The following is a 25043-nucleotide window of genomic DNA, read 5'->3' as shown; positions in this document are numbered from 1 at the left end:
GCCCGTCCGGATCACATGTGACACACCCGTACGACCGAAACAAGTGAGCGAGCACCATGACCGTACAGCGACGGCACGACCCCGACGAGCGCGGCTTCGCCAGCGACAACTACGCGGGTGCGCACCCCGAGATCCTCGCGGCGATCGCCCTGGCCAACGGCGGCCACCAGGTCAGCTACGGCGCCGACGTCTACACCGAGCGCCTCCAGGAAGTGGTGCGCGGCCACTTCGGCCCCACCGCGCGGACGTACCCGGTCTTCAACGGCACCGGCGCGAACGTGGTCGCGCTCCAGACCATGCTCGACCGCTGGGACGCCGTGATCTGCGCCGAGTCGGCCCACATCAACGTCGACGAGGGCGGGGCGCCCGAGAAGGTCGCCGGGATCAAGCTCCTGACGGTGCCCGCATGGGACGGCAAGCTCACCCCTGAGCTGATCGACCGTCAGGCATGGGGCTTCGAGGACGAGCACCGGGCCCGGCCCAAGGTCGTCTCGATCGCCCAGTCCACCGAGCTCGGCACCTGCTACACGCCGGACGAGATCCGGGCGATCTGCGACCACGCGCACGACCTCGGCATGCTCGTCTACCTGGACGGCGCGCGGCTCGCCAACGCCGCCGCCACCCTCGGTGTGTCCCTGCGCGAGATGACCACCGACGCGGGCGTGGACGTCCTCTCGCTCGGCGGCACCAAGAACGGGCTGCTCTTCGGCGAGGCGGTGATCGTGCTCAACGAGGACGCGGTGCGCGGCATGGCCCATCTGCGCAAGACGAGCATGCAGCTGGGCTCCAAGATGCGTTTCATATCGGTGCAGTTCGAGGCGCTGCTCGGCGGCGACCTCTGGCTGCGCTCGGCGGGCCGTTCCAACGCGATGACCCAGCGGCTGTACGAGGCGGTGCGCGAACTGCCGGGCCTGGAGATCGCCCGCCCGGTGCAGGCCAACCAGATCTTCGCCGTCCTGCCACCGGCCGTCACCGAGCGTCTCCAGAAGCGCTTCCGCTTCTACACCTGGGACGAGCAGACCGGCGAGGTCCGCTGGATGACCTCCTTCGACACCACCGAGGACGACGTGGACGCGTTCGCGACGGCGATCGCGGAGGAGCTGGCGGCGGAACGAGGCCAGGGTCCGACGAGCGCGCTGACCACGGCCGAGCGCGAGGAGCTGGTGCGACTGCGGCATAAAGTCCGCGACTTGGAAGATGCGGTTGAAGCGCTGAGGAAGGCGTCGGCCTCTCCAGCGGACCGCAGGACGAAGTAGGCGACGGCGGAAGCCCGGGGGCGGGTGCGCGCCCTGCCCCCGGGAGGCATGAGATAAGAAGACATCCGTGACCGAACCGCCCCAGGCCGCCACCCAGCACGCGTTCATCGCCCTCGCGCCGCCCGACGATGCGAAGAACGAGCTGGCGCATGCGCTGAGCCCGGCCTACGCCGCCTGTCCCGACCTGCGCTGGAACCGCATCGAGGACTGGCACATCACTCTGGCCTTCCTGGGCGAGCTGCCGGTGCGGGCCGTCCAGCGGCTTCGTTCACCTCTCGCCGATCTGGCGGCTGCCCGGTCGCCTCTCGAACTGGCACTGCTCGGTGGCGGACACTTCGACGAGCGAGTGCTGTGGAGCGGCGTCGAGGGCGATCTCGACCAACTGCACGAGCTGGCCGAAGCGGTACGGGCGCGGGTAAGGGACTGCGGCGTCGCCTTCGCCGAGCGTCCGCTGCGTCCCCACCTCACGCTGGCCCGCGCTCGCCGCTACGACAACGCGTCCGTGGCGGCGGCGGCCGCCTGCCTCGACGGCTTCACCGGACGCCCTTGGCAGACCGAACGCCTCCACCTGGTCGGCAGCACAATAGAAGGCCACCCAGGCTTGCGGCGCTATCAGGACGTCGACGCATGGACGCTGGTCACCGGGCACAGGCATGCCGATCCGAAACCGCCACAGACTGCTCTGCCCGAGCGGCCCCTCGCGCCCTGAACCGGTCGGACGGCCGCCCCGCCGGTCTCTGTCAGCGCGGCCGAGGGGCCGTGAGCCGGAAGCGGAGTCGGCAGATCACCGCGTCCGTGTCCCGGCGTACGGCGTGGGCGACGACCGCGCCGCGCTGATTCTGCAGCAGCCGCTGCCACAGGTGTTCGGGCTCGACTTCCGGGATGAGGACCGTGATGCGGGTGCCGGGCTCGGACTCGGTGAGTCCGCGTATGTACGCGGTGATGGGGCGGCCCAGCGAGCGGCGATCGGCCGGGATTCGTACCAGGTCGGCGCCGGGGTTCCACAGCGCCCAGTCGCGTTCCAGGGCCTCGGTGGCCGCCCGGTCCCCCGGGTCCGGGTGGCAGACCGTGACCGCCCGTACCTCGTCGCCGAGTGAGACGGCCGCGGTGAGGGCCTCGCTGGTGAGCCGGGTCAGGGAGGAGACGGGGACCAGGACGAGGGAGCGCTCCCGGTGCGGGGGCTCGGGCACCCGGCCGACACCGAGACGCTCGCCGATCCGCCCGTACGCCCGGTGGACGAGCTCGAACAGGGCCACGAGGAGAGGCAGGGCCACGACGATCAGCCACGCCCCGTCGTGGAACTTGGTGGCCGTGACGGCGACCGCGCTCACCCCGGTCAGCAGCGCGCCGAGGCCGTTCAGGAGGGCCTTGCCCCACTGACCGGTGGCCCGCCAGCGCAGCACCATGCCGGTCTGGGCGATCGTGAAGCCGATGAAGACGCCGATCGCGAAGAGCGGCACGAGGGTGTTGGTGTCGCCACCGGAGAAGACCAGGAGCGCCGCCGACACCACCGCCAGCCACACCACTCCGTGCCGGTGGACCTGCCGGTCCGCCTTCAACCCGAAGACGTGCGGCACGTAGTTGTCGCGGGCCAGCAGGTTCAGCAGGACGGGAAGTCCGCCGAATGAGGTGTTGGCGGAGAGGGCGAGGAGGGCCATGGTGGCGAACTGGACGACGTAGAAGGGCCAGCCGTGGCCGAGGGACGCGTCGGCGAGCTGGGCGAGGACGGTGACGCCCGCCACCGGCTGGAGCCCGAAGCGGGAGATGAGCACCGACAGGCCGATCAGCATCGTGCCGAGCAGCGCGCCGAGCGCCACCTCGGCCCGCATCGCCCGCCGGGCTGCCGGGGCGCGGAAGGACGGCACCGCGTTGGCGATCGCCTCCACGCCGGTCAGCGCCGAGCAGCCGGAGGCGAACGCCTTGAGCAGCAGCAGGGCGCCGACGCCGGTGGCGTTGTCGGCGAGCACGGAGGCGTGTCCGGCCGAGGCTTCGGTGGAGACGGGGCCGTCGCGGAACAGGCCCACGGCGATCAGGATCATGATCGTCCCCACGAACACGGCCGTAGGGACGATGAACGCCCGGGCCGAGTCGACGATCCCCCGCAGGTTCACCGCCGTGACCAGGACCAGAATGCCCAGGCACAGCCACAACCGGTCCTCGTACAGGCCGGGCAAGGCGGAGGTGAGGGCGGCGACACCGGCGGTGACGGCCACGGCCACGTTCAGGACGTAGTCGAGGACCAGGGAGCCCGCGGCCACCAGGCTCGCCCGTCGGCCGAGGTGCGCCTTCGCGACGGCGTACGAACCGCCGCCGTCCGGAAAGGCCGCGATCACCTGCCGGTACGAGGCGACGAGCACCGCAAGCAGACCCGCGATGGCGAGCGTCACCGGCAGCGTGAATCCGAGCCCGTACCCGCCGGCCGCCGCAAGGACCAGAACGATCGCCTCGGGCCCGTACGCCACCGACGCCATCGCGTCGAGGGACAGGGCGGCAAGCCCGGTGACGGCCGTCAGCTTGTGCCGGGCTTCGGTGTCCGAGGGCTCCCGGGCGCTGAGGGCAGCCCTTTTCCCGGTCCTCTTTTCGGTGGTCGGAGCGGTCATGCGGCGAACTCCTTCAGGCTCAGGTCCGCCCAGCGTGATCCCCCGATCGGCGCTGCTCCCGCCCTCCTGGCGTGTTCTTGGCGCCCGGCCTCCCCCTCTTCACGCGATCTTGACGCCGGTCCGGAGGGGACCCCCGACAGGGGCCCTAGTTCTGCGCTGTGGGGCGGACGACGATGTCGCCCACGTCGACGCCGGGCGGCTGCTCGACGGCGAAGGCGATGGCGCGCGCGACGGCGTCCGGCGGGATCGCGATGTCGCCCATCCTTTCGAGGATCCGGTCCTTCATCTCCGGTGCCATCGAGTCCGTGAATTCCGTGCGCGTGGCGCCCGGCGAGACGACGGTGACGCGCAGGCTGCCGCCCGCCTCCTGGCGCAGGCCCTCGGAGATGGCACGGACCGCGTTCTTGGTCCCGGCGTACACCGCCTGCTGCGGAACGATGCGCAGCCCGGCCGTGGAGACGGTGTTCACGAAGTGTCCGAAGCCCTGCTCGCGGAAGACGGGAAGCGCTGCGGCGATTCCGTACAGGACTCCCTTGAGGTTGACGTCGATCATCTCCTCCCAGTCCTCGACGCGCAGGTCCTCCAGCGGGGAGATCAGACCGATGCCGGCGTTGCTGACGAGGACGTCGACCTTGCCGTACCGGTCGCGGGCCAACTCGACCAGACGGGACAGGTCTGCACGGCGCTTCACGTCCGTGCGTACGTACGCGGCCTGGCCACCGGCCTTCTCGATGCGGGCGGTCAGCGCCGCCAGACGCTCCGGCCGACGCGCACCCAGTACGACTTTCGCGCCCCGCTCGGCCAGCAGCTGCGCGGTCGCCTCGCCGATCCCGCTGCTCGCGCCCGTGATCACAGCGACCTTGCCTTCGATTCCCGACACGGGACCCTCCGAAAATGAGAATGAGCGCAGCGCACCCCTTAGACTGAAAGTGGAGGCGCCGCCAGTTGACTCGACATTAAGTGGAGGCCCCTCCACTTAGCAACCGGGATGAGGAGCGAGCCGTCCATGGCACGGGATACGGAACGCCCGCTGAGGGCCGACGCGCAGCGCAACAGGGACAAGATCCTGGTCGCCGCGGTGCGTGTGTTCACCGAGGAGGGGCTGGACGCCCACTTCGAACGCATCGCGCGGGAGGCGGGCGTGGGGACCGGCACGCTCTACCGCAACTTCCCCAACCGGGAGGTCCTGATCGAGGCGGCCTACCGCAACGAAGTGGCGCGGCTGTGCGATGCCGTCCCCGGCCTCCTGGCGACGATGCCACCACGTGAGGCCCTGCGTGACTGGATGGGCCGCTTCATCGACTACGCCACCGCCAAGCTCGGCATGGCCGAGGCCCTGCGAGCCGTCGTCGCCTCGGGAGGCGATCCCTACGCCCACAGCCGCGACTTGATCCAGGCCGCCATCTCAAGGCTCATGGCAGCCGGTACCGAAGCAGGCGTCCTGCGCACCGACATCCGGCCGACCGACATGTTCGCCGCGCTCGCCGGCATCGCCCTCACGTCGGCGAAGCCCGACCAGCGGGACCAGGCCGAACGCCTCCTCGACCTGACCTTGGACGGGTTGAGACCCGCACCGCCACAGCTCCCCGAAAAGTGACGGTACGGATGTGCGGACACCGTGATCCAGGAGCACCACAATGGCAGCACGGGCCATCGTCGCCACGATGGCAGGAGTAAGGGGAAGACGTGAGTGGGAGCCAGCATCCGTCGGATGTGTCGGGCAGACTGAACACCGGGATCGCGCACAACGCCCGGGTATGGAACTACTGGATCGGCGGCAAGGACCACTACGAGGTCGACCAGCAGGTCGGTGACCAGGTCGCCACCATGTTCCCGGTGATCCGGGACGTGGCCCGCGCGGACCGCGACTTCCTCGGCCGCGCGGTCCGGTTCCTGACCGCCGACCGCGGAGTGCGGCAATTCCTGGACATCGGCACCGGATTGCCGACCCTCGACAACACCCACGAGATCGCCCAGCGGATCGCGCCCGAGTCCCGGATCGTCTATGTCGACAACGACCCGATCGTGCTCGTCCACGCCCGCAGTCTGCTGGTCGGCACCCCGCAGGGTGCCACCGATTACATCGATGCCGACGCCCACCAGCCGGACAGCGTCATAGCGGGCGCATCGGCGACTCTCGATCTCGACCAGCCCGTAGCGGTCATGATGCTGGGCATCCTCAACTTCGTCCTCGACACGGAACAGGCGCTGGACATCGTGCGCCGGATCATGGCCTCGGTGCCCTCGGGCAGCTATCTCGCCCTGACGCATCCGACCACCGACACCGACCTCGGCGGTGAGGGCAATGTCGAGGCCATGAAGTTCTGGAACGAGAACGCCACGCCGCCGATCACCGCCCGGAGCCGTGCGGAGATCGGCGCGTTCTTCGACGGAATGGAGCTCCTCACTCCCGGCCTCGTGTCGTGCTCGCGGTGGCGCGCGGAGTCGCAATCCGCGCCCGTACTCCCCCAGTTCGGCGCCGTGGCCGTAAAGCCCTGACCCGGCGCCGGTCACGGGGCGAGCGCGGCGGCGAGCTGTGTCCGGGAGCGGATGCCGAGTTTGCGGTAGACGCGGCTCAGCACGGTCTCCACGGTTTTGACGCTGATGAACATCTGCTGTGCGGCCTCCTGGTTGGTCGCACCGGCGCGCACGAGGTCGGCCAGGCGCAGCTCGTGCTCGGTCAGGCGCCGGTCCGTCGGGCGGGGCGAGGCACCCGGCGCGGGCGCGTGGCCCGTCAGGTGGGTCAGATGGTTGTCCACGAGCGCGCTCCAGGGGCGCGCCTCGGCGTGCTCGAAGAGGGCGCCGGCCGTCTCCCACGCGGTGCGGGCGGCGGCCGCGCGCCTGCGGCGGCGCTCCACCCGGCCGCTCAGCAGGTGGGTGCGCCCCTCCTCCACCGGCAGTCCGAGCGTGACGAAGACGCGTGCGGCGTCGGCGAGGAGCTCCGCGGCTTCGTCGTGGGCGCCGTCGAGGTGACGACAGAGCCCGCGGGCGCGGGTGAGCGTGGCGCGCAGGGCGGTGTGGGCGGGGTGGGGCCCCACCCGTTCCCGCATGCGTTCCAGTAGGTCATGCGCCTCCGTCGGGCGCCCGGACAGAGCAAACGCCTCCACCGCGTCCCCCTGCCAGCGCAGCACGGCCGGGTCCGCCGCGCCCGACCCCGACTCCAGCGCCGCGACCTCCGTCAGGGCGACAGCGGCCTCCTCGACGCGGCCGGTGTGCAGCAGCGCGGCCCCCGACATCCAGAGGCCACGGGCCGTATAGAGGGCGTCGTGCTCTTCGCGTGAGGCGCGTACGGCGTGGGTGGCGTACCGCAGTGCTTCGGCGAAGCTGCCGCCGCAGGCCTGCGCGAGGGCCGCGGTGTACCAGGCGGGGCCGGGCGACAGGCCGACGGCCGCGGTGAGGTCGGCGGCACGGGTCGACCAGTGCAGCGCCTGTCGGCACGCGCCGCGCCCCGCGTCGACTTCGGCGAGACTCCGCCACAGGTCGACCAGGTCCTCGGCCTCTCCCGACTCCTGTGCCGCGGGCAGCAGTTGGAGCAGAAGGGCACGCGCCTCGGTCAGCCGGGCGTCGAAGACCGCGTGGCGGGCGGCGAGGAACTGCGGGCTGTTGCGGATGCCGAGTCGCGCCGGTGGCACGGCCAGGGCCAGGGCGCGCTCCAGGGTGCTGGTGGCGTCGTCCGGACGGCCAAGGACGCGCTGCAAGCGTGCGCTCATCGTCAGTGCGGCGGCCTCCAGGTGTACGGTGCGGGACCGCCCGGCCAGTTCGGTGGCGGCCCGCGCGTGGTCGAGGGCGCGGGCGAAGTCCTCGCCCTCGATGTTCGCCTGCACCGCGGCACGCAGCTCGACGGCGGCGAGCAGCGCGGGGTCGTCCGCGGCGGTGGTGCGGGCGGTGGCGAGCAACGGCCGGGTGCCCGCCGGGTCCTGGCCGTACGCGTCGACGACGGCCAGCAGGGCGTGTACCCGCTGTGCGGCGGTGCCGTGCTCCGCCACGATCCGGTCCGCCGCCGAACGGGCCAGGGTGGCCGAACCGGCGGCCGACGCTTCCCGGGCGGCTTCCGCGAGGCGGTCGAGGCGCAGGTGGGGGCGGTCGGCCGGGGTGAGGCGTGCGGCGAGGAGCAACAGTTCGGCGGCGCGCCGCCGTTGGCTTGCCGCGCGGGCCGCGGCCGCCGCGTGCGCGGTGTCCTCGGCGACGGCCCGCTCCGGGACCTCCTGGGCCAGGGCCGTGTGCAGGGCGCGGGCGACGGGATCGTGGGCGCAGGCGGCGAGTTCGCGGTGGATCGCGGTGCGGCGCTGCCGGTCCACCGTGGCGGCGGCGGCGTCGGCGAGGGCGGTGGCGGCGAAGCGGTGGCGGCGAAGCGGTGGGGGGCGGTGGGCCGCCCGGACGGCTCGCGTCCCGTGCCCGCGCCGGGCACGAGCAGCCCGGCGTCGAGTGCGTGGCCCAAGTGGTCCTCGGCGCAGCGCTGTCCGCTGTGCCGCAGCAGGTCCGCGTCGCAGGTGCCCGCCAGCGCGGCGACCTGGAGCGTGGCGCGAACGTCGGCGGGAACGGAGGCGAGCCAGGCGGCGCCGAGCTCACGCACCTGCCGGGGCGGATCGGGCGGGTCGGGGGTTCCGGTGCTGTCGTGCGGCGCGGGGTGCGGCCCGGACCGCAACCACGCGACGAGCAGGGCCCGATGGCCTCCGCAGTAGCGGTGGATCGGCGCCGCCCAGCGCGAGGGCAGCGCGTGTCGTGCGCACTCCGCGGCCGTCTCGGTGAGGTCCGCCGGGGGCACGGGGAAGACCACGGGGTGCCCGCCGAGCAGGGTGGCCGCGGCGGCGGGGTGACCGGTGGTGCGTTCGGCGATCACGACTTGCAGTCTCGCCGGGGGGAGCGTGCGGAGCGCGTAGCCGATGAGGTCCGCGCTGGGTGGGTCCAGCCACTGCGCGCCGTCTATCAGGAGCAGGACGGGAGGGCCCGCGCCGAGCAACCGGGTCAGGGTCAGGCGCAGGTGCAGCGGGTCGACGGGGGCGACGGTGCCGTCGGGGTGGCCGGTGAGGCTGCCTGGCACGGCGGGTCGGGGGGCGGTGTGTGCTCGTACGAGGGGTGGGGCCACGGGAGTCTGCGGTGGTTTGGGGGCGTGCGGGGGTTCGGGGGCGTGCGGGCCGAGGCGTTCCTCGGGGCCCTTCCGGCAAGGGTCGAGGCAAGGGTCAAGGCATGCGTGAAGGCATTCGTCACCGCGTTCGTCATGGCGCTCCGGGCTCAGGGCGGGCTCGTACGCACCAGGCTCCGTGACGCCGTCCGCGCCTCCCGCCTCGGCCGCGCTGAGCAGTTGGACCAGCGCGCCGTAGGAAATGTCGGCGTCACCCCGCTCGGCCCGCACCCATAGACAGCGCCACTCCCCCAGGGCGCTCCGCTCGGTGCGCGCCCGGTCGGCCAGCGCGTCAAGGAGGGTGCTCTTGCCCGCGCCCCAGGGGCCGCTGACCACCAGCCGCCCATGGTGCCGCAGCAGCGTGGCGGCACCGCTGACCACGGCGTCCCAGCCGTCCTCCGCCGCGCGGTTCACGCCGCTCGCGTCCACTCGTCCTCGCACATCGCGCACCGTAAGCGCCTGCCGGGTCCGCCACAACGCCCGTGCGCGAGCCCCGTACCGGACGAGGGATTTCCCTGACCCGCAATGACGACCCGCAATGACCCGGGGCCCATGTCGAGGGCCTTCCCGGATACCGCACGGCGCCCCGCCGCCAGGACGCTGTGCCCGTCACGGCCCCGGCGGTGTCTGACCTCTGCGCCGCCGGTGTGCCGGTGTCCCGCTCCCGAAAGGACCCCTCCCCCATGCGTACTCGCTCCCATCGGTTCCTGACCGGCCTCGGTGCCGCGGCGGCTCTCGCCGGGCTTGCCGCCATGCCCGTTCCGGCGGCCCGGGCCGCCGCTCCGGTTCCGCCGACGTCGAACAGCACGGATCGGCCGCCCTTGCCACCGGAGCTCCGCGCCGCCCTGGCACGCGACTTGGGCCTTGACCCCGCGGGCGTCGAGAAGCGGCTGGCCGACGAGACACGGGCGCAGCGCGCCGCGACCGCCGTCCGCGCCACCGTCGGCGACCGGGCCACGGCCCTCTGGTTCGACGCGTCCGACGGCCGTCTGCACGCCGCCGTCACCACGGACCGGGCCGCGGCGGCGGTGCGGGCCGCGGGGGCCGTGCCGCAGGAAACCCGTGTCAGCCGCGCCGAGTCGGCGGCCACGGCGCGCACCGTCGGCGCGTGGAGCCGAGGTGTGCCCGGCGTACGTTCGTGGGGGCCTGACGCCCGTACCGGCCGGGTCGACATCGTCGTCGACCCCGCCGCGTCGACGGCGGCCACCGCGGCCCTGCGGACCAGACTCTCCACCCTCGGCGCCCTCATACGCATGGTCGAATCCCACGCCGTACCGCGCCAGCAGGGCGGCGAAGTGGTGGGCGGTGAGAAGTGGACGCCGGGCAGCGAGTCGCCCTGCTCGATCGGTTTCCCGGTGCGGCGGACCAGCGGCGGTGGCACGGGATTCCTGACCGCCGGGCACTGCACCAACGACGTCAATCAGCCCGCGTACGGCAAGGACGGCACGCGCGTCGGCACCTCGAACCGGAACGGCTCCGGGTCGGTCAACGCCCGCGAGGGCGACATGGGCATCGTCGACGTCGACCAGCCGGGCTGGTCACCGGCGGCCAAGGTCGCGGGCTGGGGCAAGGGAGACGTCGCCGTGACGGGCTCCGCCGAGGCGGTCGTGGGCACGGCCGTCTGCCACTCGGGGCAGACGACCGGCTACCAGTGCGGTGAGGTGACGAAGGTCGACCAGAGCGTCGACTACGGCAACGTGGTCATCGACGGCCTGTCGTACTCCAGCGCCTGCTCCGCGGGCGGCGACTCGGGCGGCAGCTACGTCACCGCGGCCGGGGGCCGGGCCGTGGGGCTGCACTCGGGCGGCGGCAGCGCGACGTGCAGTGGCGGCAGCGGCGAGAAGTTCACCATCTTCCAGCCGGTCAACGAGGCCCTCGCCAAGTTCGGTGCCCAGCTGGTGACGTCGAATCCGCAGCCCGGCGAGGTGACGGTGGCGGCGGTGTCCGCGCAGAGCGGTGTCACCGGCGCCGAGGTGGAGCTGCGCAACAGCGCGGAGGGCGGTACGGCCCCCTACACCTGGGTCGCCACCGGCCTGCCCGACGGGCTGTCCATCGCGGCCTCCACCGGAACGGTCACGGGCACACCCACGGCGACCGGCACCTTCCAGGTGACGGTGAGCGCGACCGACGCGGCCGGGAAGAAGGGCTCGACCAGCTTCTCCTGGAAGGTGACCGCGCCGGGGACGGGAACCCCGCGACTGGCCGACCCGGGCAGCCAGACCGTCTACGTCGGACGCCCGGTGAGCCTGCCGCTCAAGGCGACCGGCGGCACCGCCCCGTACACCTACACCGCTACGGGCCTGCCGACCGGACTGACCGTGCACCCGACCACGGGCCTGATCACCGGCACGCCGACGAGCTGGGGCTTCCGCAACGCGACGCTGACCGTTACGGACGCGTCGGGCAAGAAGGCCTCGGTCACCGTGACCTTCACGGTGTGGTCCTGACCCGGTAGCGGACACGGGCGCGTCAGGTGCGGCGGCGGACACCCGCGTCGTCGCACGGCACATCGGCCACCGCGTGATGGGCCAGGAAGTCGCGGGTGGCCTGGCGTTCGACTTCGGTGATCGCGGTGGGCCGGACGTCGATCACGCCGCCGAAGGGCCGGTCGACGTCACGGATGATGCACAGCGCCGTGGTGAGCAGCGCCGTGATCACGGTGAGAGTGACCAGCTGTCCGCGGTTGTTCCTGCGGGGCATGCAGATCCCCAGGGCCACCACCGTGATGACGAGGGTGGCCAGCAGGAACCACAGGATGGTGGCGGGGATGCTGGCGGTCGCCTGGGTGAGGCGTTCCTCGCGTTCGTCGGAGCGCTTGTTGTCGGCGGCGACCAGCATGCCGAAGACCGGCTTGCCCTCCAGGTCCGCGAAGGTACGCCGGAAATCCGTGGACCACACGCTGGGGCCCGGGGAACCGTTGCCGTCGGCCATGGCGGGCCACTCCTGCTCGCGGACGGCGCGGGCGTAGCAGACGGCACCGGACTGGACCCGCGCGCGCTGCGCGCCGGGGGCGTACTCGGCGGACTCCACCAGCTGGTCCAGGGCGCGGGCCTCGCCCCGGGCGGCCACTTCCGCCTTGCCGTAGGACCCGTTGGCGGTGACCAGCACGAAGGCAAGCAGCAGGACGGTCAGGGTGAGCAGTGGGCCGACGAGATCCTTGACGGCCATGCCTGTGTCGTCGTCATCGCTGAGCAGCCGCGGCCGGAGGAAACGGTTGGCCGCGAGCCCCGCGAGCAGGGCGAGAACAGCGACCACGATGACGAGCACCACGGGGGGCACCTCCAAAGGAGACGGGCGGGGAGCGTCCGGCGTTCGCGGACGCGCCGCGATCTTTTCCCGGCTCTCGCCGTCGGTCACTGCAGAATCGTTCGCTCGCCTTCGCACGGGGGACAAGCCTTGGGCCAGTGGGCGGCCTGACGGCCCGCCCGCACTCCGCTGATGCCTGCCCGGCGCAGGCGGTGCGTCGCGACCGGGTTGTTGGTTAGGGTGACATGTCGGGAGTGATCCCGACGCCTTGGCCAAGTCGGCTGCCTGGGGGGCCGGTTCGGGCCGGCGACAGCTTTCGGGGCGACTCAGGGGGGCTCGCGTTGGATCGCCTGCTCATGGCGGACGAGAAGTGCGCTGCTGCCGCGCCTCGGCCTGGCGCGGTGGGCGGGTGACCGGGCGGGCGGCGACCGCGGTGCTGCCCGCGGCGCTGCGCGCGTGGTTCGGGCTGATCGCGGCCCTCGCCGCGCTGGGGGCCGGCGCGCTCGGCGTCCTGTACGCCGGTCACAGCGAGCCCGGCACGGCGGACAGGTGGGTCATCGACCCGACGGCGGACAGTGTGAGACAACCGTGGCGGTCCGTCGCCCTGGCCACGGACTTCCTCGGGGAACCCGCCGGATCGGCGATCCTGATCCTGGCCGCCGTGGCGGGCTGTCTGCTGCTTCGGTGGCGCCGCGCAGCCGTGTTCCTCGTTGCCGGGGTCGGCATCACCGTGGTGACGGCGACGCTGCTCAAATCCCTGGTGGGACGCACCATTCACGGCGACGACAACCTGTCCTACCCGAGCGGGCACACCGCGTTCCTCACCGCGCTCGCCGTCGTGGTGGCGCTGCTCGCGGTCGGCAGGACCGGCCTCGGCAGCCTGGCCGGTACTCTCCTCGTGCTCGCCGCCGCGCTGGTCGCGGGCTCCGCCATGGGCTGGGCGCAGGTCGCCCTGGGCGCGCACTATCCGACCGATGTCCTCGGCGGCTGGTGCACCGCGCTGGTATTGGTACCGGCGACCGCGTGGTTCGTCGACCGGACGGCCGACCGGCTCGCGCGGCGGACGGCCGATGCCGGTCGGCGGCAGCCCCGCTGACGCAGCGTCACATCACGCGACGCCACATCAGCGGGTCAGGTCACCGCACGTCACACCAAGCGGCGGAACACCGGCTTCACCGGTCGACCGGCCAGCCAGGGCGTCGGGTCACCGGCGTCCAACGCCTTCCGGTACACCGCACACGCCTGGCCCACCACCTCCACCGTGCGGTCGATGTCGGCGTCGCTCAGCGCGCTGCTCACCACGAACGACGGGGCGAGGACGCCGCCCGCCAGGAGTCGGCGCAGGAACAGGGTGCGGTACGGCTGCGACGGCTGCCCGTTCTCGTCGAGGGTGGCGAAGACCAGGTTGCTGGCCCGGCCCCGCACGGCGATGTGGTCGCCGACGCCCATCCCGGCCGCGGCGTCGCGGACTCCTGCGGCCAGCCGCTCGCCGAGGGCGTGCAGCCGCGCGGTGACGCCCTCCTCGACGTACGTGGTCTGCACGGCCATCGCGGCGGCCAGGGAGTGCGTCTCCGCGCCGTGCGTGGTGGACAGCAGGAAGACGCGCTCGCCGGAGTGGCGAAGGCCGCCCCGCTCCATCAGGTCGCGGCGCCCGGCGAGGGCGGAGACGGCGAACCCGTTGCCCAGCGCCTTGCCGAACGTGGAGAGGTCGGGGACCACGCCGTACAGGCCCTGGGCGCCCGCCTCGGACCAGCGGAAGCCGGTGATCATCTCGTCGAAGACGAGCACGCAGCCGTGCCGGTCGGCCAGTTCACGCAGGCCGGTGAGGTAGCCGGGCGGGGGCTCGGTGTGGGCGGCGGGTTCGAGGATCAGGCAGGCGATCTCGCCCTGGTGGCGGGTCAGTACCTTCTCCGTGGCGGCCAGGTCTCCGTACGGGAACGCCACGGTGAGATCGGTGGTCGCCGTCGGGATGCCCGCGGACATCGGCGTGGTGCCGATGAACCAGTCGTCGACGGAGAAGAACGGGTGGTCGCCGCAGATGGCCACCCGCGGGCGGCCGGTCGCCGCGCGGGCGAGGCGCACGGCGGCGGTGGTGGCGTCGGAGCCGTTCTTCGCGAACTTCACCATCTCGGCGGTCGGCACCGTGGCGAGGAAGCGTTCGGCGGCCTCGACTTCCACGATGGACGGCCGGACGAAGTTGCTGCCTCGGTCGATCTCCCGCCGCACCGCCTCGGTCACGCGCGGGTGGGCGTGGCCGAGGCTGACCGAGCGCAGCCCTGAGCCGTATTCGATGTAGCGGTTGCCGTCGACGTCCCACACGTGGGCGCCGCGGCCGTGGCTGATGACCGGCGCCAGGTCCTCGGGGTACTGGTCGTCGCCCTTGGCGTAGGTGTGCGCGCCCCCGGGAATCAGGGCGTGCAGGCGCTCGTTCGCCTGCCGGGACCGGGAAAGGTCGAACTCTTCGGTGTCCACGCCTGCTTCACCTTTCTGCTTGCTTCAGGACCTCGGCGAGGCTCGGCGCCTGCCGGTCCCGCTGGGACATCGACGCGGGCGGCAGCGGCCACGCGATGGCGAGCTCCGGGTCGTCGAAGGCGATCGTCACGTCCTCGGCGGGATCGTGCGGACGGTCGATCCGGTACGAGGTGTCGGCTGTCTCGGTCAGTGCCTGGAAGCCGTGCGCGCACCCCGCCGGGATGTAGAGGGTCATCTGCGTCTCGCCGGACAGCTCGAAGGTCGCCACGTTGCGGTAGGTCGGCGAGTCCTCGCGCAGGTCCACGACGACGTCGAAGATCTTCCCGTACGAGCACCGCACCAGCTTGGCCTCGCCGCCGCCGGAGCGCAGGTGGAGGCCGCGCAGCACGCCCCGGACCGAGCGGGAGACGCTGTCCTGGATGAAGGCGTCCGGGTCGAGGCCCACCGAGCGGATGACGTCGGCGTCGAAGGTGCGGCAGAAGAAGCCGCGTTCGTCGGCGTACGGCGTCGGCTCGAAGAGGTACGCGCCGTCGATCGCCCGGACTTCGGTCGCCTTCATGGAGTCTCCCGCATGGCGTGGGTCTGAGTGGGGGTGAGAGCGTGGGCCCGGGTGGGGGCGGCCGTCGGGAACAGGGCCGCTGTGAGTGCGGCGAACTGGTGCTCCAGGCGCTCGGCGGCGGCCGCGTTGCGCTCGGCGAGGGTCCGCCGCAACTCCGTAGAGTTGTGCTCCAACTCCCGGAACTGTACGAGCAGTCGGTCGGCGTCGACCTCGCGTGCCGGGTGGCAGTACGCGGCGAGGCCCATCTCCGCCATGAGCGCGTCGCTCTTCGCCGCGTAGCTGAGGGCGAGCGTCGGTGTGCCGGTCTTCAGCGCGCAGATCAGGTTGTGGTAGCGGGTCGCCACCACGGTGTCCGCGGCCGCCGTCTCCTTCATCAGGTCGGCGAGCGAGGCCGCGTCGGATGCGGTGACCAGCGGTGAGTCCACCGCGTCGAGGATCGCGTCGACCACCGACGCGTCGCACTCGTCGCCGGTGAGCAGCCGGACCGGCCTGCCGTCCGCGACGAGCGCGCGGATGAACCGGGTCGTCCCTTCGAGGTAGCGCCGGTGGATCTCCTCGGCCCGGTCGCGGTCGTCGTTGCCGCCGTGGAAGTCCATGACGCCGACGCAGACCGGGCCCGGCGGGTCCGAGGGGCCGCTCGCGGGGGGCGTCGGCAGGGCGAACGCCAGGTCCGGGTAGACCTCGTCGCGCGCGGTGTCCACGCCCATCTCCCGCATCGCGTCGCGGGACAGGGTGTCGCGGTAGGAACGGTACGTGGCGAGCCGCGCCGACCAGCGGACCAGGGCCCGGGTCGGCCGGTCGCGGATCGGGGCGGCGCCGACGCCGACCAGCGCGACCCGGGTGCGGAGCAGCCGCCCGGACGCGCAGAGCAGGAACAGCGAGTACGGGAAGCCCCACGGCCGCAGCGGCAGGGTGGCCTCCAGGACGCCCATGCCCGGGACGATCACCACGTCGTGGCGGCGCACCCAGGCGGCGGTGCGGGCGACGTCGACGAGTTTGCCCACGCCCTTCGCCGCGATCGCGCCCGCACGGGACGCGGTCCGGTACTCCCCGCGGTTCCAGTGCAGCCGGGTCGCGGGGATCCGGTACCGGGCCGCGACGGCTTCCGGTCCGCCGCACAGCGCGTCCACGGACGCCTCCGGGTGCTCGGCGCGGAGGTATCCGAGCACGGCTTCGAGTGATCCGTCGTTGCCGAGGTTGCCGGAGCCGAGCAGGCCGAACACCCCGACGCGGGCCGCCGTCACGCCTGCCCCCCTGCACGGCCCCGGCGGCCTTCGCGACCCGCGACGAGGGCGTCGACGGAGACCGTGAGCAGGGCCGGGTCGACCGCGGCACGGTCCTCGACGCGCTCGCCGGTGCCGGGGCGGGCCCGGCTGGTCATCCACGCGGCCAGGTGGCCGTAGCAGGCGCGGCGGTCGGCCGCGGACAGCGGCGCCCGCTGGATCGCCGACGCGAAGCCAAGGACGTACTCGGCGAGCAGCCGGGGCGTCGGGTGCAGTCGGCCCGCCCGGCGCGGGTCCAGGTTGACGCACCGGGAGCGTTTGCTGGGGTTCGCCCGTTCGGCGCGGGTGGGGTGGTCGCGGCGGAAGTAGAGGAGCTCCGGCACCTGGTGGAAGGGGCCGTGCAGGACGATCTCGGCGACGAACGTGCGGTCCGCGTGGTGGTAGCTGTCGTGCGGCTTCACCCGGCGCAGCATGTCGGCGCGCATGACGCCGTAGAAGTCGTCGCCGCCGGGCTCGAACAGGAAGCTGCGGAAGCGCTCCGGCGCGCGGGGCAGGTCGGTGGCGATCCCGTACTCGTAGGGGACCTTCACCTGTCCTTCGCCGTCGATGACCGCTTGGCCGGAGTGTGCGAGGACGACGTCAGGGCGCTCGTCGAGCGCCTCGACGCAGCGGCGCAGCAGGTCCCGGGCGTACAGGTCGTCGTGCGATGCCCACTTGAACAGCTCGCCGCGGCACTGGGTGAACACGTAGTTGTGGTTCGGCGCTGCGCCGATGTTGCGGAGCAGCCGGATGTAGCGGATGCGCGAGTCCCGCGCGGCGTACGTGCGGCAGAGGTCCTGGGTCCCGTCGGTCGAGGCGTTGTCGGTGATGACCAGCTCGAAGTCCTCGTAGGTCTGGCCGAGCAGCGCGTCGAGCGACTCGGCGAGGTACTCCTCGCCGTTGTACACGGGCAAGCCGATGCTCAACCGGGGGTGGGCGGTCATTGCGTCCTCACTTCAGGGATCGTGTTCTGGTGGTGCTCACGCAGGGCGGTCCGCAGTTGCAGCCACCACACGGCCGAGCTGCAGACGGTGGCGGAGGCGACGCCCCAGGCCGAGCCGACCGTGTTGCCCACGGTCGCCCCGCCGAGCCCGCCCGCGACGTAGCAGGCGGAGGCGAACAGCTGGCTGCGCAGGCTGCGCCGGGCCGCGGCGAGCGCGCGCAGGCCGGCCGCCGCGCCGGTGCCGAGGCCCGCGCCCGCGACGCCGAGGGTGACCGGCACGATGAGCTCCGAGGCGGAGTGCCAGACGTCGCCGAGCGCGAGCTCGCCGAGCCGGTCCGGCATCAGGAGCAGAGCCGCGCCCCAGAGCAGCGCGGCGACGGCCTGCACGCCGCCGAGCAGGAGGCAGAAGACGCCGAGGCGGTGCGGGGCCTGCCGCAGCACGCGGGCCGCCTCCGCGACGGTGACCAGCGAGAGCCCCATGAGGACGGCCATGAACGGGCCGAGCAGGAGCTCGGCGCCCCGGACCACGCCCACCGCGCTGACGCCGACGATCGCGCCGAGCCCGTAGGCCCGCAGTTGGCTCGCGCCGCTGACGCCGACGTTCTCGACCAGGTAGCGGTAGCTGAGGTCGCGGTGCTCGCGCAGCCATGCGCGCGCTCCGGTCATCCGGGGCCGGATGCCGGACTGGAAGCAGCCGTACACCCCGGCGACGGCGGCGGACGCGCCCCAGGCGAGCACGAAGGCGGCCACGGTGTCCACGCGGGCCGCCACGACCATGGCGGGGACGAGCGCGACGCCCCACACCAGGTCGTTGACGAACGCCTTGCGCCCGGCGCCCGCGGCGAAGAACGCGTACCGCCAGGCGTCCTGCAGGAGCAGTCCCGGCAGCATGACGCCGAGGCAGACGAACGCGGGCCCCACGCGTCCCCCGACGGCGAGCCCGATCACCAGACATGCCACGCCGACGGCGGCGCCGACGCCGACGGCGGTGCCCGACGAGCGGGCCACCGCCCCGCGCCAGGACGTGTCCGGCACGCCGCTGAAGCGCACCACGAGCGGGTCGGTGGCCAGGCCTCGGGAGACGCTGAGCACCACGCCGTAGGTCACCCACGCCAGGCTGAACACGCCGAAGGCGGTCAGGCCGAGGGAGCGGGCCACGTACATGCCCACCACGAAGTTGGACAAGCTGGAGGCCGCCTGGTCGGCGAGGCCCCAGGACAGTCGGCCGACGATGGCCCGCCTGGCGCTCCGCCGGGCGGGTCCGGCCGGGACCGCCGACGGCGTGGGCTTCTCCCCCTCGGTGGTCATGGGCGTCATGCCTTGATCAGTCCGGCGCCGTGCAGGGCGTCGGCCGCGCCGGCGACGGCGTCGAAGGGCAGCCCGGCGCGCTCGGCGACGTCCAGCAGACTGTGCTCGCCGTCGGAGAGGCTCAGCACCCAGAGCATGGCCATCTGGGCCTCCTTGGTGTCGCTGCGGCCGCCGAGCGCGTCGTACAGCCCGCGGCGGCCCAGCTGCGGTTCGCCGTAGGGGCTGAGGTTGACGTACCGCCGGTTGCGGTCGAGCACGGTGAACGCCTCGCGGCAGACCGCGAGCGTGTCCGCCATCGCCTCCGGGGAGACGAAGTCCGGGTTGTCCGCCGAGGTGTGGTACTCGGGGTAGCCCGCGTACGGGGTCCGGCTGAGCGAGCCCACACCGAGGTCGAACCCGGGCGAGCAGTACTGCCGCTCGTCGTAGCCGTACGGAGTGAACTCGTTGACCTGGTGCGGGCGTTCGGAGCTGCGCAGTACGTGCCGCAGCACCCGGTCGATCTCCGCGTCGCCGCGCCTGCTCTGTTTGTACGTGAGTCGGCCCGAGTCGCCCGCGCAGGCAAGAACGAGCCCGTGCTTGACGTGTTCGATCCGGTCCGCGTTGCGGGCCAGCCAGGTGATCGCCCCGATGGTGCCGGGGGCGAAGATGAACCGGTAGGTGTAGTACGGGGTTTCTCGCGCCAGGGCACGGGCGAGGTAGGTCGCCACCGCGATGCCCGCCAGGTTGTCGTTGGCCAGCGACGGGTGGCAGACGTGGCAGGAGACGATCACCTCGTCGGGGACCTGCCCGGGGACGACGTGCTCGGCGTAGGTGAGGTGGCCGTCCGCGAGGGTGGAGTCGACGCGGACTTCGTAGTCGCCGTCCGGCAGCGCGTCCAAGGTCTCCTGGGCGAGGCAGAACCCCCACTCCGGCTTGTAGTAACTGGTGCGGTACGGCACCCAGCTCGGGTGGTCCGGCAGGGTGTGGAGGTGATCGCGCAGCTCGGCAAGCGGCATGGTCGCCGACACCGGCACGCTGTAGCCGAGCACGTGCAGGCTGGACGCGGCGAAGTCGACGACCCGGCGTCCTGTGCTGTCGGCGACGTACGCGTCGCGGATGTTCCACTCCTGCGGCACCGTCCAGTCGAGCACCTGCGTCCCGGTCGGCACCTCGTGCACCCGCAGCGGAACGTACTCGTCGACGATTCTCAGGGTGGCGCGCACGCCGTCGCCCGTGATGCTCCGGCAGAGCGGGTAGAGCCGCTCCACCAGTTCGTGCATTTCTTCGCCGGACTCGCTCATCGGCGCCACCGCAGGGTGTCGTCGACGGCGCCGGTGTCGGAGGCCGCGCGCAGCACGGCGAGGCGGGTGAAGCGCCGCTCGAAGTCCTCCTGCGTCAGGCCGTGCTTCCGGTAGGCCTCGGCGAGTTCGAGGGCGCCCTGCTTCACCGTCCACTCGCAGTCGAAGCCGGGTATCGCGGCGCGGAAGCGGGCGAAGTCCACCCGGTACGACCGCGGATCGGCGCCGTTCTCCCCGGTGATCACCACCCGCGAGCCCGACACCGCCTCGGCGACCTGCTCGGCGATCTCGGCGACCGTGACGTTGTTGACCTCGCTGCCGATGTTGAACGCCTTGTCGTGCACCGCTTCCCGCGGCGCGGTCAGCGCGGCCGTGAAGGCCCGCGCGATGTCGGCGGCGTGCACCAGCGGTCGCCAGGGGGTGCCGTCGGAGAGCACGAGCACCTCGCCGGACAGGAGCGCGTGTCCCACCAGGTTGTTCAGCACGATGTCGGCGCGCAGCCGGGGCGAGTAGCCGAAGGCGGTGGCGTTGCGCATGTACACCGGGCTGAAGTCGCCGTCGGCCAGCGCGTGCAGGTCGTCCTCCACCCGCACCTTGGACTCCGCGTACGGCGTCACAGGGCGCAGCGGGGCGTCCTCGCCCACCAGGTCGCCGCCGCCCGCGGCGCCGTAGACGGAGCAGGTCGACGCGTACAGGAAGCGCCGCACCCCGGCCTCGCGGGCAAGGCGGGCGAGGCGGACCGACGCGTGGTGGTTGATGTCGTAGGTGAGCTCCGGCGCGAGGGACCCCAGCGGGTCGTTGGACAGCGCGGCCAGGTGGATCACGGCGTCCACCCCGGCGACGTGTTCGGCGGTGACGTCGCGCAGGTCCACCCGGTGTCCGGACGGGTCGGCGGGCGTCGGGCCGAGGACGCAGTCGGCGAACAGGCCCGCGTCGAGACCGACGACCTCGTGCCCGGCGGCGGCGAGGACCGGGGCCATCACGGTGCCCAAGTAGCCCTGGTGTCCGGTCAGTAGTACGCGCAAGGTTCAATCCCCCAGGTCGAGAGTGAGTTTGGTGACGGCGAACGCCTCGGCGTAGCGCGCGTGACATTCGATGCCGCGGATACGGGCGAGGCCCAGGAAGGCCTCGCGGTCGTACCAGGGGCGGTGCCGCTGCGAGGGGTAGTGCTCCTGAAGGAGGCGCACCTTTTCCTCGGCGGTCTCGGGCGACAGCGGCTGGTACGCCGACGGGCGGCCGAGGTCGCCGTCCCACTTGACGATCTCGTAGCCGAGCACGAGATGGTCGCGGAACGCGGTGGGTATCAGCTGCGCCAGGCCGCGGTGGTCCTGGTGCGCGTCGTCGGTGCGCGGGGCCAGGATCAGGTCGGGCTCGCTCTCCCCGCGCAGTTCCTCGACGGCTGCCTTGGCCTCGTCCCAGTGCGTGGGCATCCGGCCGTCCGGCAGCTTGAGGACGGTGACGCGCAGCTCGGCGCCCGGGCAGAAGGCGGCGAGTGCGGCCCGCTCCTCCTGTTCGCGCTCGCTGCCGCCGCCGGAGAGCACCAGCGCGTCGACGCGGATGCCCGGCCGCGCGTGGCACAGCGTGAGGAGCGTGCCGCCGGCGCCGATGGCGATGTCGTCGCAGTGCGCGCCCACCGCGACGACCCTGTCCAGGCGCCCCGACCCGAGCCGGATCACGAGCTCACCCCGGCGCCGTCCCGCTCCCACACGGCCCACGGCCGGTCACCGCGGGCGTAGGCCTCGTCGAGCGCGGCCCGCTCCTTCACGGTGTCGGTCGGCTTCCAGAAGCCGCGGTGCTGGTGCGCCACGAGGCGGTTCTGCTTGGCCAGTTCGGCGCATCCGTCGGCGACCAGGTCGCCGTTCTCGGGTATGTGATCGAAGACTTCCTGGCGCAGGACGAAGTAGCCGCCGTTCTCCCACATCGGCAGCTCGCTGACCGGGGTGATGCCCCCGACCAGGCCGTCGTCGCCCAGCTCCACGCAGTGGAACGAGGACTGCGGCGGCACCACCATCATCGACGCACCGGCGTCGCGCCGGGAGAAAGATTCGATCATCTCGGGCAGCGGCGCGTCGGTGAGCACGTCGGCGTAGTTGGCGAGGAACATCTCGTCGCCGTCCAGGTGGTGCCGCACCCGGCGGAGGCGCTCCCCGATCGGTGACTCGATGCCGGTCTGGGCGAACGTGATCGTCCAGTCGGCTATGTCGGTGGAGAGGAGTTCGGTCTTCCCGCCGCGCAGCACGAAGTCGTTGGACGTCGTCTCCTCGTAGTTGAGGAAGAAGTTCTTGATGTGGTGGGCGCCGTAGCCGAGGCACAGGATGAACTCCTTGTGCCCGAAGTGCGCGTAGTAGCGCATGACGTGCCAGATCAGCGGCCTGGGGCCGACCATCGCCATCGGCTTGGGCACGTCGTCGGCGGCGCCGCTGCGCATCCGCATCCCGTATCCGCCGCAGAACAGGACGACCTTCATGCTGTGACCTCTTTCGCGGCCTCGACAATGCTCAGTTCCGGGATGGGAAAGACAAGGCGGCCGCCCCACTCGTGCACGAAGGACAGCTGCTCGACCAGCTCGGCCCGCAGGTTCCACGGGAGGACGAGGACGTAGTCCGGCTTGTCGGCGGCGATCTGCTCGGGCGGCAGGATCGGGATGCGCGTGCCGGGCGTGAACCTGCCGTGCTTGTAGGGGTTGCGGTCGACGGTGTACGCGAGCAGGTCGGGCCGGATGCCGCAGTGGTTGAGCAGGGTGTTGCCCTTGCCGGGGGCGCCGTAGCCGACGACCGTCTCGCCGCGCTCGACCGCTGTGATGAGGAACGTGAGGAGGTCCCTGCGCACCTTGGCGACCCGGGCGGAGAACTCGGTGTACCCGGAGAGGTCCTGCAGCCCGGCGGCCTTCTCCCGGTCGAGGACTTCGGCCACCTGCCGCGACGGCTCGCCGGCCACCTCGGCGGGCCGGGCCCACAGCCGGATGGAGCCGCCGTGCGTGGGCAGCAACTCGACGTCGACCAGGGCGAGTCCGCCACTGGCGAGCGCCCTGATCGCGGACGCGACCGTGTAGTACTGGAAGTGCTCGTGGTAGATCGTGTCGTACTGGTTCTCCTCGATCAGGGTCAGCAGGTGCTGCACCTCGATGGAGACCCAGCCGTCGTCGGCGACCAGGGCGCGCAGCCCCTGGGTGAAGCCGACGACGTCGGGGATGTGCGCGTACACGTTGTTGGCCACGACCAGGTTCGCCGGGCCGTGCTCGGCGCGGACGGCCGCGCCGGTCTCCGGGCTCAGGAACTCCGTGAGCGTGGGCACGCCCGCGTCGCGCGCCGCGGCGCCGACGTTCACCGACGGCTCGATGCCGAGGCAGCGGATCCCCCGGTCCACCACATGCTTCAGCAGGTACCCGTCGTTGCTCGCGACCTCGACGACGAAGGCGTCCTTCGCGCCGGAATCGAGACCCACCCGCTCGGCGGCGTCGGCGACGAACGTGCGCGCGTGCTCCACCCAGGAGGTCGAGAAGGAGGAGAAGTACGCGTACTCGCTGAACGTCTCCTCCGGCGTGATCAGCGGCGGAATCTGCGCGAGCCAGCAGTCGGTGCAGACCTGCAGGTGCAGCGGGTACGCGGGCTCCGGCTTGTCCAGTTGGTCCGCGGCGAGAAAGCTCTCGCACGGCGGGGTCGCCCCCAGATCGACGACGCTCGCCAGCGTCGCGGAGCCGCAGAGTCGGCATCGTGTCATTTAGTGCCCCCATCCCTGCCCGCGCGGATGCCCCGGCGCGAGCCATTGCTCTTGTTCCCCAGCGGCGGCGGGCTTTCCCCGCCGCCCGACCGACCCGCGATCGCGGTCCGGTACCCCTCCTCCAGGCGTTCGAGGCCCACGGCAGGGCTGAAGCCCTGCTCGTAACGGCGTCGGGCCGCCCGGCCCATCTCCCGGTTGCGGTCGTCCTCGACCGCGATCCGGCGTATGCGGGACGCGAGCGAGGCGGCCTCGCCCGGCCGGTGCAGCAGCCCGGTCACCCCGTCCTCCACGAGTTCGACGAAGGCGCCGTGTCCGGCGGCGACGGCCGGGACCCCGGCCGCCATCGCCTCCACGACCACCAGGCCGAACGCTTCGAGCCACGTCGAGGGGGCCACCACGGCGACCGACCGCGCGATCGCCGCGCGGCACTGCGCCGTGTCGTACAGGCCGACGTACCGCACGTCGTCGCGGCCCGCGGCCCAGGCGGTCACCTCGTGTTCCAGTGGCCCCGTACCGGCGATGACGAGCGGTACGCCCACCCCGCCGGCCGCGGCGATCTCGTCCCACGCGGCCATGAGCAGCCGCACGCCCTTGGCCTCGGCGAGCCGCCCGAGATAGAGCAGGTGCTCGCCGGCTCCTGATCGCCGGTCGTCCGGGTCCGGTACGAAGTTGTGCTTGACCGCGAGGCGTTCGGCCGGCATACCGGCTCCCACCAGGACGTCGCGCTGCGCCGCGGAGATGCAGAAGAACCGCTCCACGCCGGTCCACCACCGCCGCCGGTTGACGACGAGGCTGAGGGCGAGCGGCACCGTCGCTAGGCGCGAGTCGCGGTAGCAGCCGTGCCGGACGGCGGGCAGCGGCGCCGCCGCCCCGACGCACTCGGTGCACGGCTTGCCGTCCCGCTGCAGCGTGCCGGGCGGGCAGACCTGGGTGTAGTTGTGCAGCGTGGCGACGGCGGGCACACCGGCGTCGGCGCACGCGGCGAGCACCGCGGGCGACAGGAGCGGGAAGACGTTGTGGATGTGCACCACGTCCGGCCGTTCGGCACGCAGGCGGGCGGCGAGCTCCGAGCGGACCGACGGGTTCCACGGCACGAGGAGCGGCACCCTGGCCTTGGTCGCCAGGGACATGTCGGCGATGGTGTCGCTGCGCCGCTCGAACAGCTCGACCCGGTGACCGGCCGCGCGCAGCAGCCCCACCTCCTGGTCGACGACCTTGTTCTCCCCGCTCGGCTGCGCCGAGGCGTAACGGTTGTGCACCACGAGAACGTGCATGCTT

General features: G+C 72.4%; 21 protein-coding genes and 1 pseudogene. 6 read left to right on the top strand and 16 right to left on the bottom strand.

Features of this window, described 5'->3' with window-relative positions:
- Window positions 1-56: 56 nt before the first annotated feature.
- Window positions 57-1256: a low specificity L-threonine aldolase gene (locus tag ABZ953_RS05830; protein ID WP_361717309.1), complete on the top strand. Its 1200-nt coding sequence runs from the start codon at window positions 57-59 to the stop codon at window positions 1254-1256.
- A 67-nt stretch (window positions 1257-1323) separates the two neighbouring features.
- Window positions 1324-1965 carry an RNA 2',3'-cyclic phosphodiesterase gene (thpR, locus tag ABZ953_RS05825; protein WP_361717306.1) on the top strand — a complete coding sequence of 214 codons (642 nt, stop codon included), beginning with the start codon at window positions 1324-1326 and terminating at the stop codon, window positions 1963-1965.
- 31 nt (window positions 1966-1996) lie between these two features.
- On the opposite strand, the gene ABZ953_RS05820 is transcribed toward thpR, so the two are convergent.
- Window positions 1997-3856 carry an APC family permease gene (locus tag ABZ953_RS05820; protein ID WP_361717303.1) on the bottom strand — a complete coding sequence of 620 codons (1860 nt, stop codon included), beginning with the start codon at window positions 3854-3856 and terminating at the stop codon, window positions 1997-1999.
- 145 nt (window positions 3857-4001) lie between these two features.
- Entirely contained in the window at window positions 4002-4736 is a 735-nt protein-coding gene (locus tag ABZ953_RS05815; RefSeq protein ID WP_361717300.1) for an SDR family oxidoreductase, read from the bottom strand.
- 126 nt (window positions 4737-4862) lie between these two features.
- Between ABZ953_RS05815 and ABZ953_RS05810 the strand changes: the two genes are divergently transcribed.
- Complete coding sequence (locus tag ABZ953_RS05810) at window positions 4863-5453, top strand: helix-turn-helix domain-containing protein (RefSeq protein WP_361717297.1); 591 nt, start codon at window positions 4863-4865, stop codon at window positions 5451-5453.
- Between the two features lie 89 nt (window positions 5454-5542).
- A complete protein-coding gene (locus ABZ953_RS05805; protein WP_361717295.1) occupies window positions 5543-6355 on the top strand; it encodes an SAM-dependent methyltransferase in 813 nt (270 codons plus the stop codon).
- An 11-nt stretch (window positions 6356-6366) separates the two neighbouring features.
- Here the strand turns inward: ABZ953_RS05805 and ABZ953_RS05800 are convergent, their stop codons facing one another.
- Window positions 6367-8154 (bottom strand): helix-turn-helix transcriptional regulator, encoded by a 1788-nt coding sequence (locus ABZ953_RS05800; protein WP_361717292.1) that lies wholly within the window; start codon window positions 8152-8154, stop codon window positions 6367-6369.
- A 602-nt stretch (window positions 8155-8756) separates the two neighbouring features.
- Window positions 8757-9314 (bottom strand): annotated as a pseudogene (locus ABZ953_RS05795) (AAA family ATPase); the annotation flags it as partial.
- 347 nt (window positions 9315-9661) lie between these two features.
- Between ABZ953_RS05795 and ABZ953_RS05790 the strand changes: the two are divergent.
- Window positions 9662-11425: a putative Ig domain-containing protein gene (locus tag ABZ953_RS05790; RefSeq protein WP_361717290.1), complete on the top strand. Its 1764-nt coding sequence runs from the start codon at window positions 9662-9664 to the stop codon at window positions 11423-11425.
- 22 nt (window positions 11426-11447) lie between these two features.
- On the opposite strand, the gene ABZ953_RS05785 is transcribed toward ABZ953_RS05790, so the two are convergent.
- Complete coding sequence (locus tag ABZ953_RS05785) at window positions 11448-12248, bottom strand: hypothetical protein (protein ID WP_361717287.1); 801 nt, start codon at window positions 12246-12248, stop codon at window positions 11448-11450.
- Between the two features lie 385 nt (window positions 12249-12633).
- Between ABZ953_RS05785 and ABZ953_RS05780 the strand changes: the two genes are divergently transcribed.
- A complete protein-coding gene (locus ABZ953_RS05780) occupies window positions 12634-13320 on the top strand; it encodes a phosphatase PAP2 family protein (RefSeq protein WP_361717284.1) in 687 nt (228 codons plus the stop codon).
- Window positions 13321-13370: 50 nt separating this feature from the next.
- Here the strand turns inward: ABZ953_RS05780 and ABZ953_RS05775 are convergent, their stop codons facing one another.
- The 11 genes from ABZ953_RS05775 to ABZ953_RS05725 are packed head-to-tail and all read right to left on the bottom strand — an operon-like array spanning window position 13371 to window position 25039.
- The gene (locus ABZ953_RS05775) at window positions 13371-14696 is read right to left on the bottom strand and encodes a glutamate-1-semialdehyde 2,1-aminomutase (protein WP_361717281.1); all 1326 of its coding nucleotides are present in this window, start codon (window positions 14694-14696) and stop codon (window positions 13371-13373) included.
- Window positions 14697-14703: 7 nt separating this feature from the next.
- Window positions 14704-15255: a dTDP-4-dehydrorhamnose 3,5-epimerase gene (gene rfbC / locus ABZ953_RS05770; protein ID WP_361717278.1), complete on the bottom strand. Its 552-nt coding sequence runs from the start codon at window positions 15253-15255 to the stop codon at window positions 14704-14706.
- Window positions 15252-16499: a polysaccharide pyruvyl transferase family protein gene (locus ABZ953_RS05765; RefSeq protein ID WP_361717275.1), complete on the bottom strand. Its 1248-nt coding sequence runs from the start codon at window positions 16497-16499 to the stop codon at window positions 15252-15254. Before ABZ953_RS05765 ends, rfbC begins: the two co-directional genes overlap by 4 nt.
- Complete coding sequence (locus tag ABZ953_RS05760; RefSeq protein WP_361717272.1) at window positions 16496-17461, bottom strand: glycosyltransferase family 2 protein; 966 nt, start codon at window positions 17459-17461, stop codon at window positions 16496-16498. The genes ABZ953_RS05765 and ABZ953_RS05760 overlap by 4 nt, the downstream gene beginning before the upstream one ends.
- The gene (locus tag ABZ953_RS05755) at window positions 17458-18768 is read right to left on the bottom strand and encodes a hypothetical protein (RefSeq protein WP_361717269.1); all 1311 of its coding nucleotides are present in this window, start codon (window positions 18766-18768) and stop codon (window positions 17458-17460) included. Before ABZ953_RS05755 ends, ABZ953_RS05760 begins: the two co-directional genes overlap by 4 nt.
- A 5-nt stretch (window positions 18769-18773) precedes the next feature.
- Complete coding sequence (locus tag ABZ953_RS05750; RefSeq protein WP_361717266.1) at window positions 18774-20057, bottom strand: DUF4910 domain-containing protein; 1284 nt, start codon at window positions 20055-20057, stop codon at window positions 18774-18776.
- Window positions 20045-21070 carry an SDR family oxidoreductase gene (locus ABZ953_RS05745; RefSeq protein WP_361717263.1) on the bottom strand — a complete coding sequence of 342 codons (1026 nt, stop codon included), beginning with the start codon at window positions 21068-21070 and terminating at the stop codon, window positions 20045-20047. The genes ABZ953_RS05750 and ABZ953_RS05745 overlap by 13 nt, the downstream gene beginning before the upstream one ends.
- A 3-nt stretch (window positions 21071-21073) precedes the next feature.
- The gene (locus tag ABZ953_RS05740; RefSeq protein ID WP_361717260.1) at window positions 21074-21721 is read right to left on the bottom strand and encodes a PIG-L deacetylase family protein; all 648 of its coding nucleotides are present in this window, start codon (window positions 21719-21721) and stop codon (window positions 21074-21076) included.
- Entirely contained in the window at window positions 21718-22512 is a 795-nt protein-coding gene (locus tag ABZ953_RS05735; protein WP_361717257.1) for a glucose-1-phosphate cytidylyltransferase, read from the bottom strand. Before ABZ953_RS05735 ends, ABZ953_RS05740 begins: the two co-directional genes overlap by 4 nt.
- Window positions 22509-23765, bottom strand: a complete 1257-nt coding sequence (locus tag ABZ953_RS05730; RefSeq protein WP_361717254.1) for a class I SAM-dependent methyltransferase — start codon at window positions 23763-23765, stop codon at window positions 22509-22511. The genes ABZ953_RS05735 and ABZ953_RS05730 overlap by 4 nt, the downstream gene beginning before the upstream one ends.
- The gene (locus tag ABZ953_RS05725) at window positions 23762-25039 is read right to left on the bottom strand and encodes a glycosyltransferase (protein ID WP_361717251.1); all 1278 of its coding nucleotides are present in this window, start codon (window positions 25037-25039) and stop codon (window positions 23762-23764) included. Before ABZ953_RS05725 ends, ABZ953_RS05730 begins: the two co-directional genes overlap by 4 nt.
- Between the last annotated feature and the right edge of the window lie 4 nt (window positions 25040-25043).

Origin of the sequence: Streptomyces sp. NPDC046465 (genome assembly GCF_040646035.1) — a bacterium.
GTDB lineage: Bacteria > Actinomycetota > Actinomycetes > Streptomycetales > Streptomycetaceae > Streptomyces.
This window is presented reverse-complemented; position numbering and strand designations above follow the sequence as displayed.

Coding starts and splice junctions, on each gene's coding strand:
- ABZ953_RS05735 (WP_361717257.1), bottom strand. CDS start 22,512: ATGAAGGTCGTCCTGTTCTGCGGCGGATACGGGATGCGGATGCGCAGC.
- ABZ953_RS05820 (WP_361717303.1), bottom strand. CDS start 3,856: ATGACCGCTCCGACCACCGAAAAGAGGACCGGGAAAAGGGCTGCCCTC.
- ABZ953_RS05830 (WP_361717309.1), top strand. CDS start 57: ATGACCGTACAGCGACGGCACGACCCCGACGAGCGCGGCTTCGCCAGC.
- ABZ953_RS05760 (WP_361717272.1), bottom strand. CDS start 17,461: ATGACCGCCCACCCCCGGTTGAGCATCGGCTTGCCCGTGTACAACGGC.
- rfbC (WP_361717278.1), bottom strand. CDS start 15,255: ATGAAGGCGACCGAAGTCCGGGCGATCGACGGCGCGTACCTCTTCGAG.
- ABZ953_RS05730 (WP_361717254.1), bottom strand. CDS start 23,765: ATGACACGATGCCGACTCTGCGGCTCCGCGACGCTGGCGAGCGTCGTC.
- ABZ953_RS05810 (WP_361717297.1), top strand. CDS start 4,863: ATGGCACGGGATACGGAACGCCCGCTGAGGGCCGACGCGCAGCGCAAC.
- ABZ953_RS05725 (WP_361717251.1), bottom strand. CDS start 25,039: ATGCACGTTCTCGTGGTGCACAACCGTTACGCCTCGGCGCAGCCGAGC.
- ABZ953_RS05755 (WP_361717269.1), bottom strand. CDS start 18,768: ATGACCACCGAGGGGGAGAAGCCCACGCCGTCGGCGGTCCCGGCCGGA.
- ABZ953_RS05790 (WP_361717290.1), top strand. CDS start 9,662: ATGCGTACTCGCTCCCATCGGTTCCTGACCGGCCTCGGTGCCGCGGCG.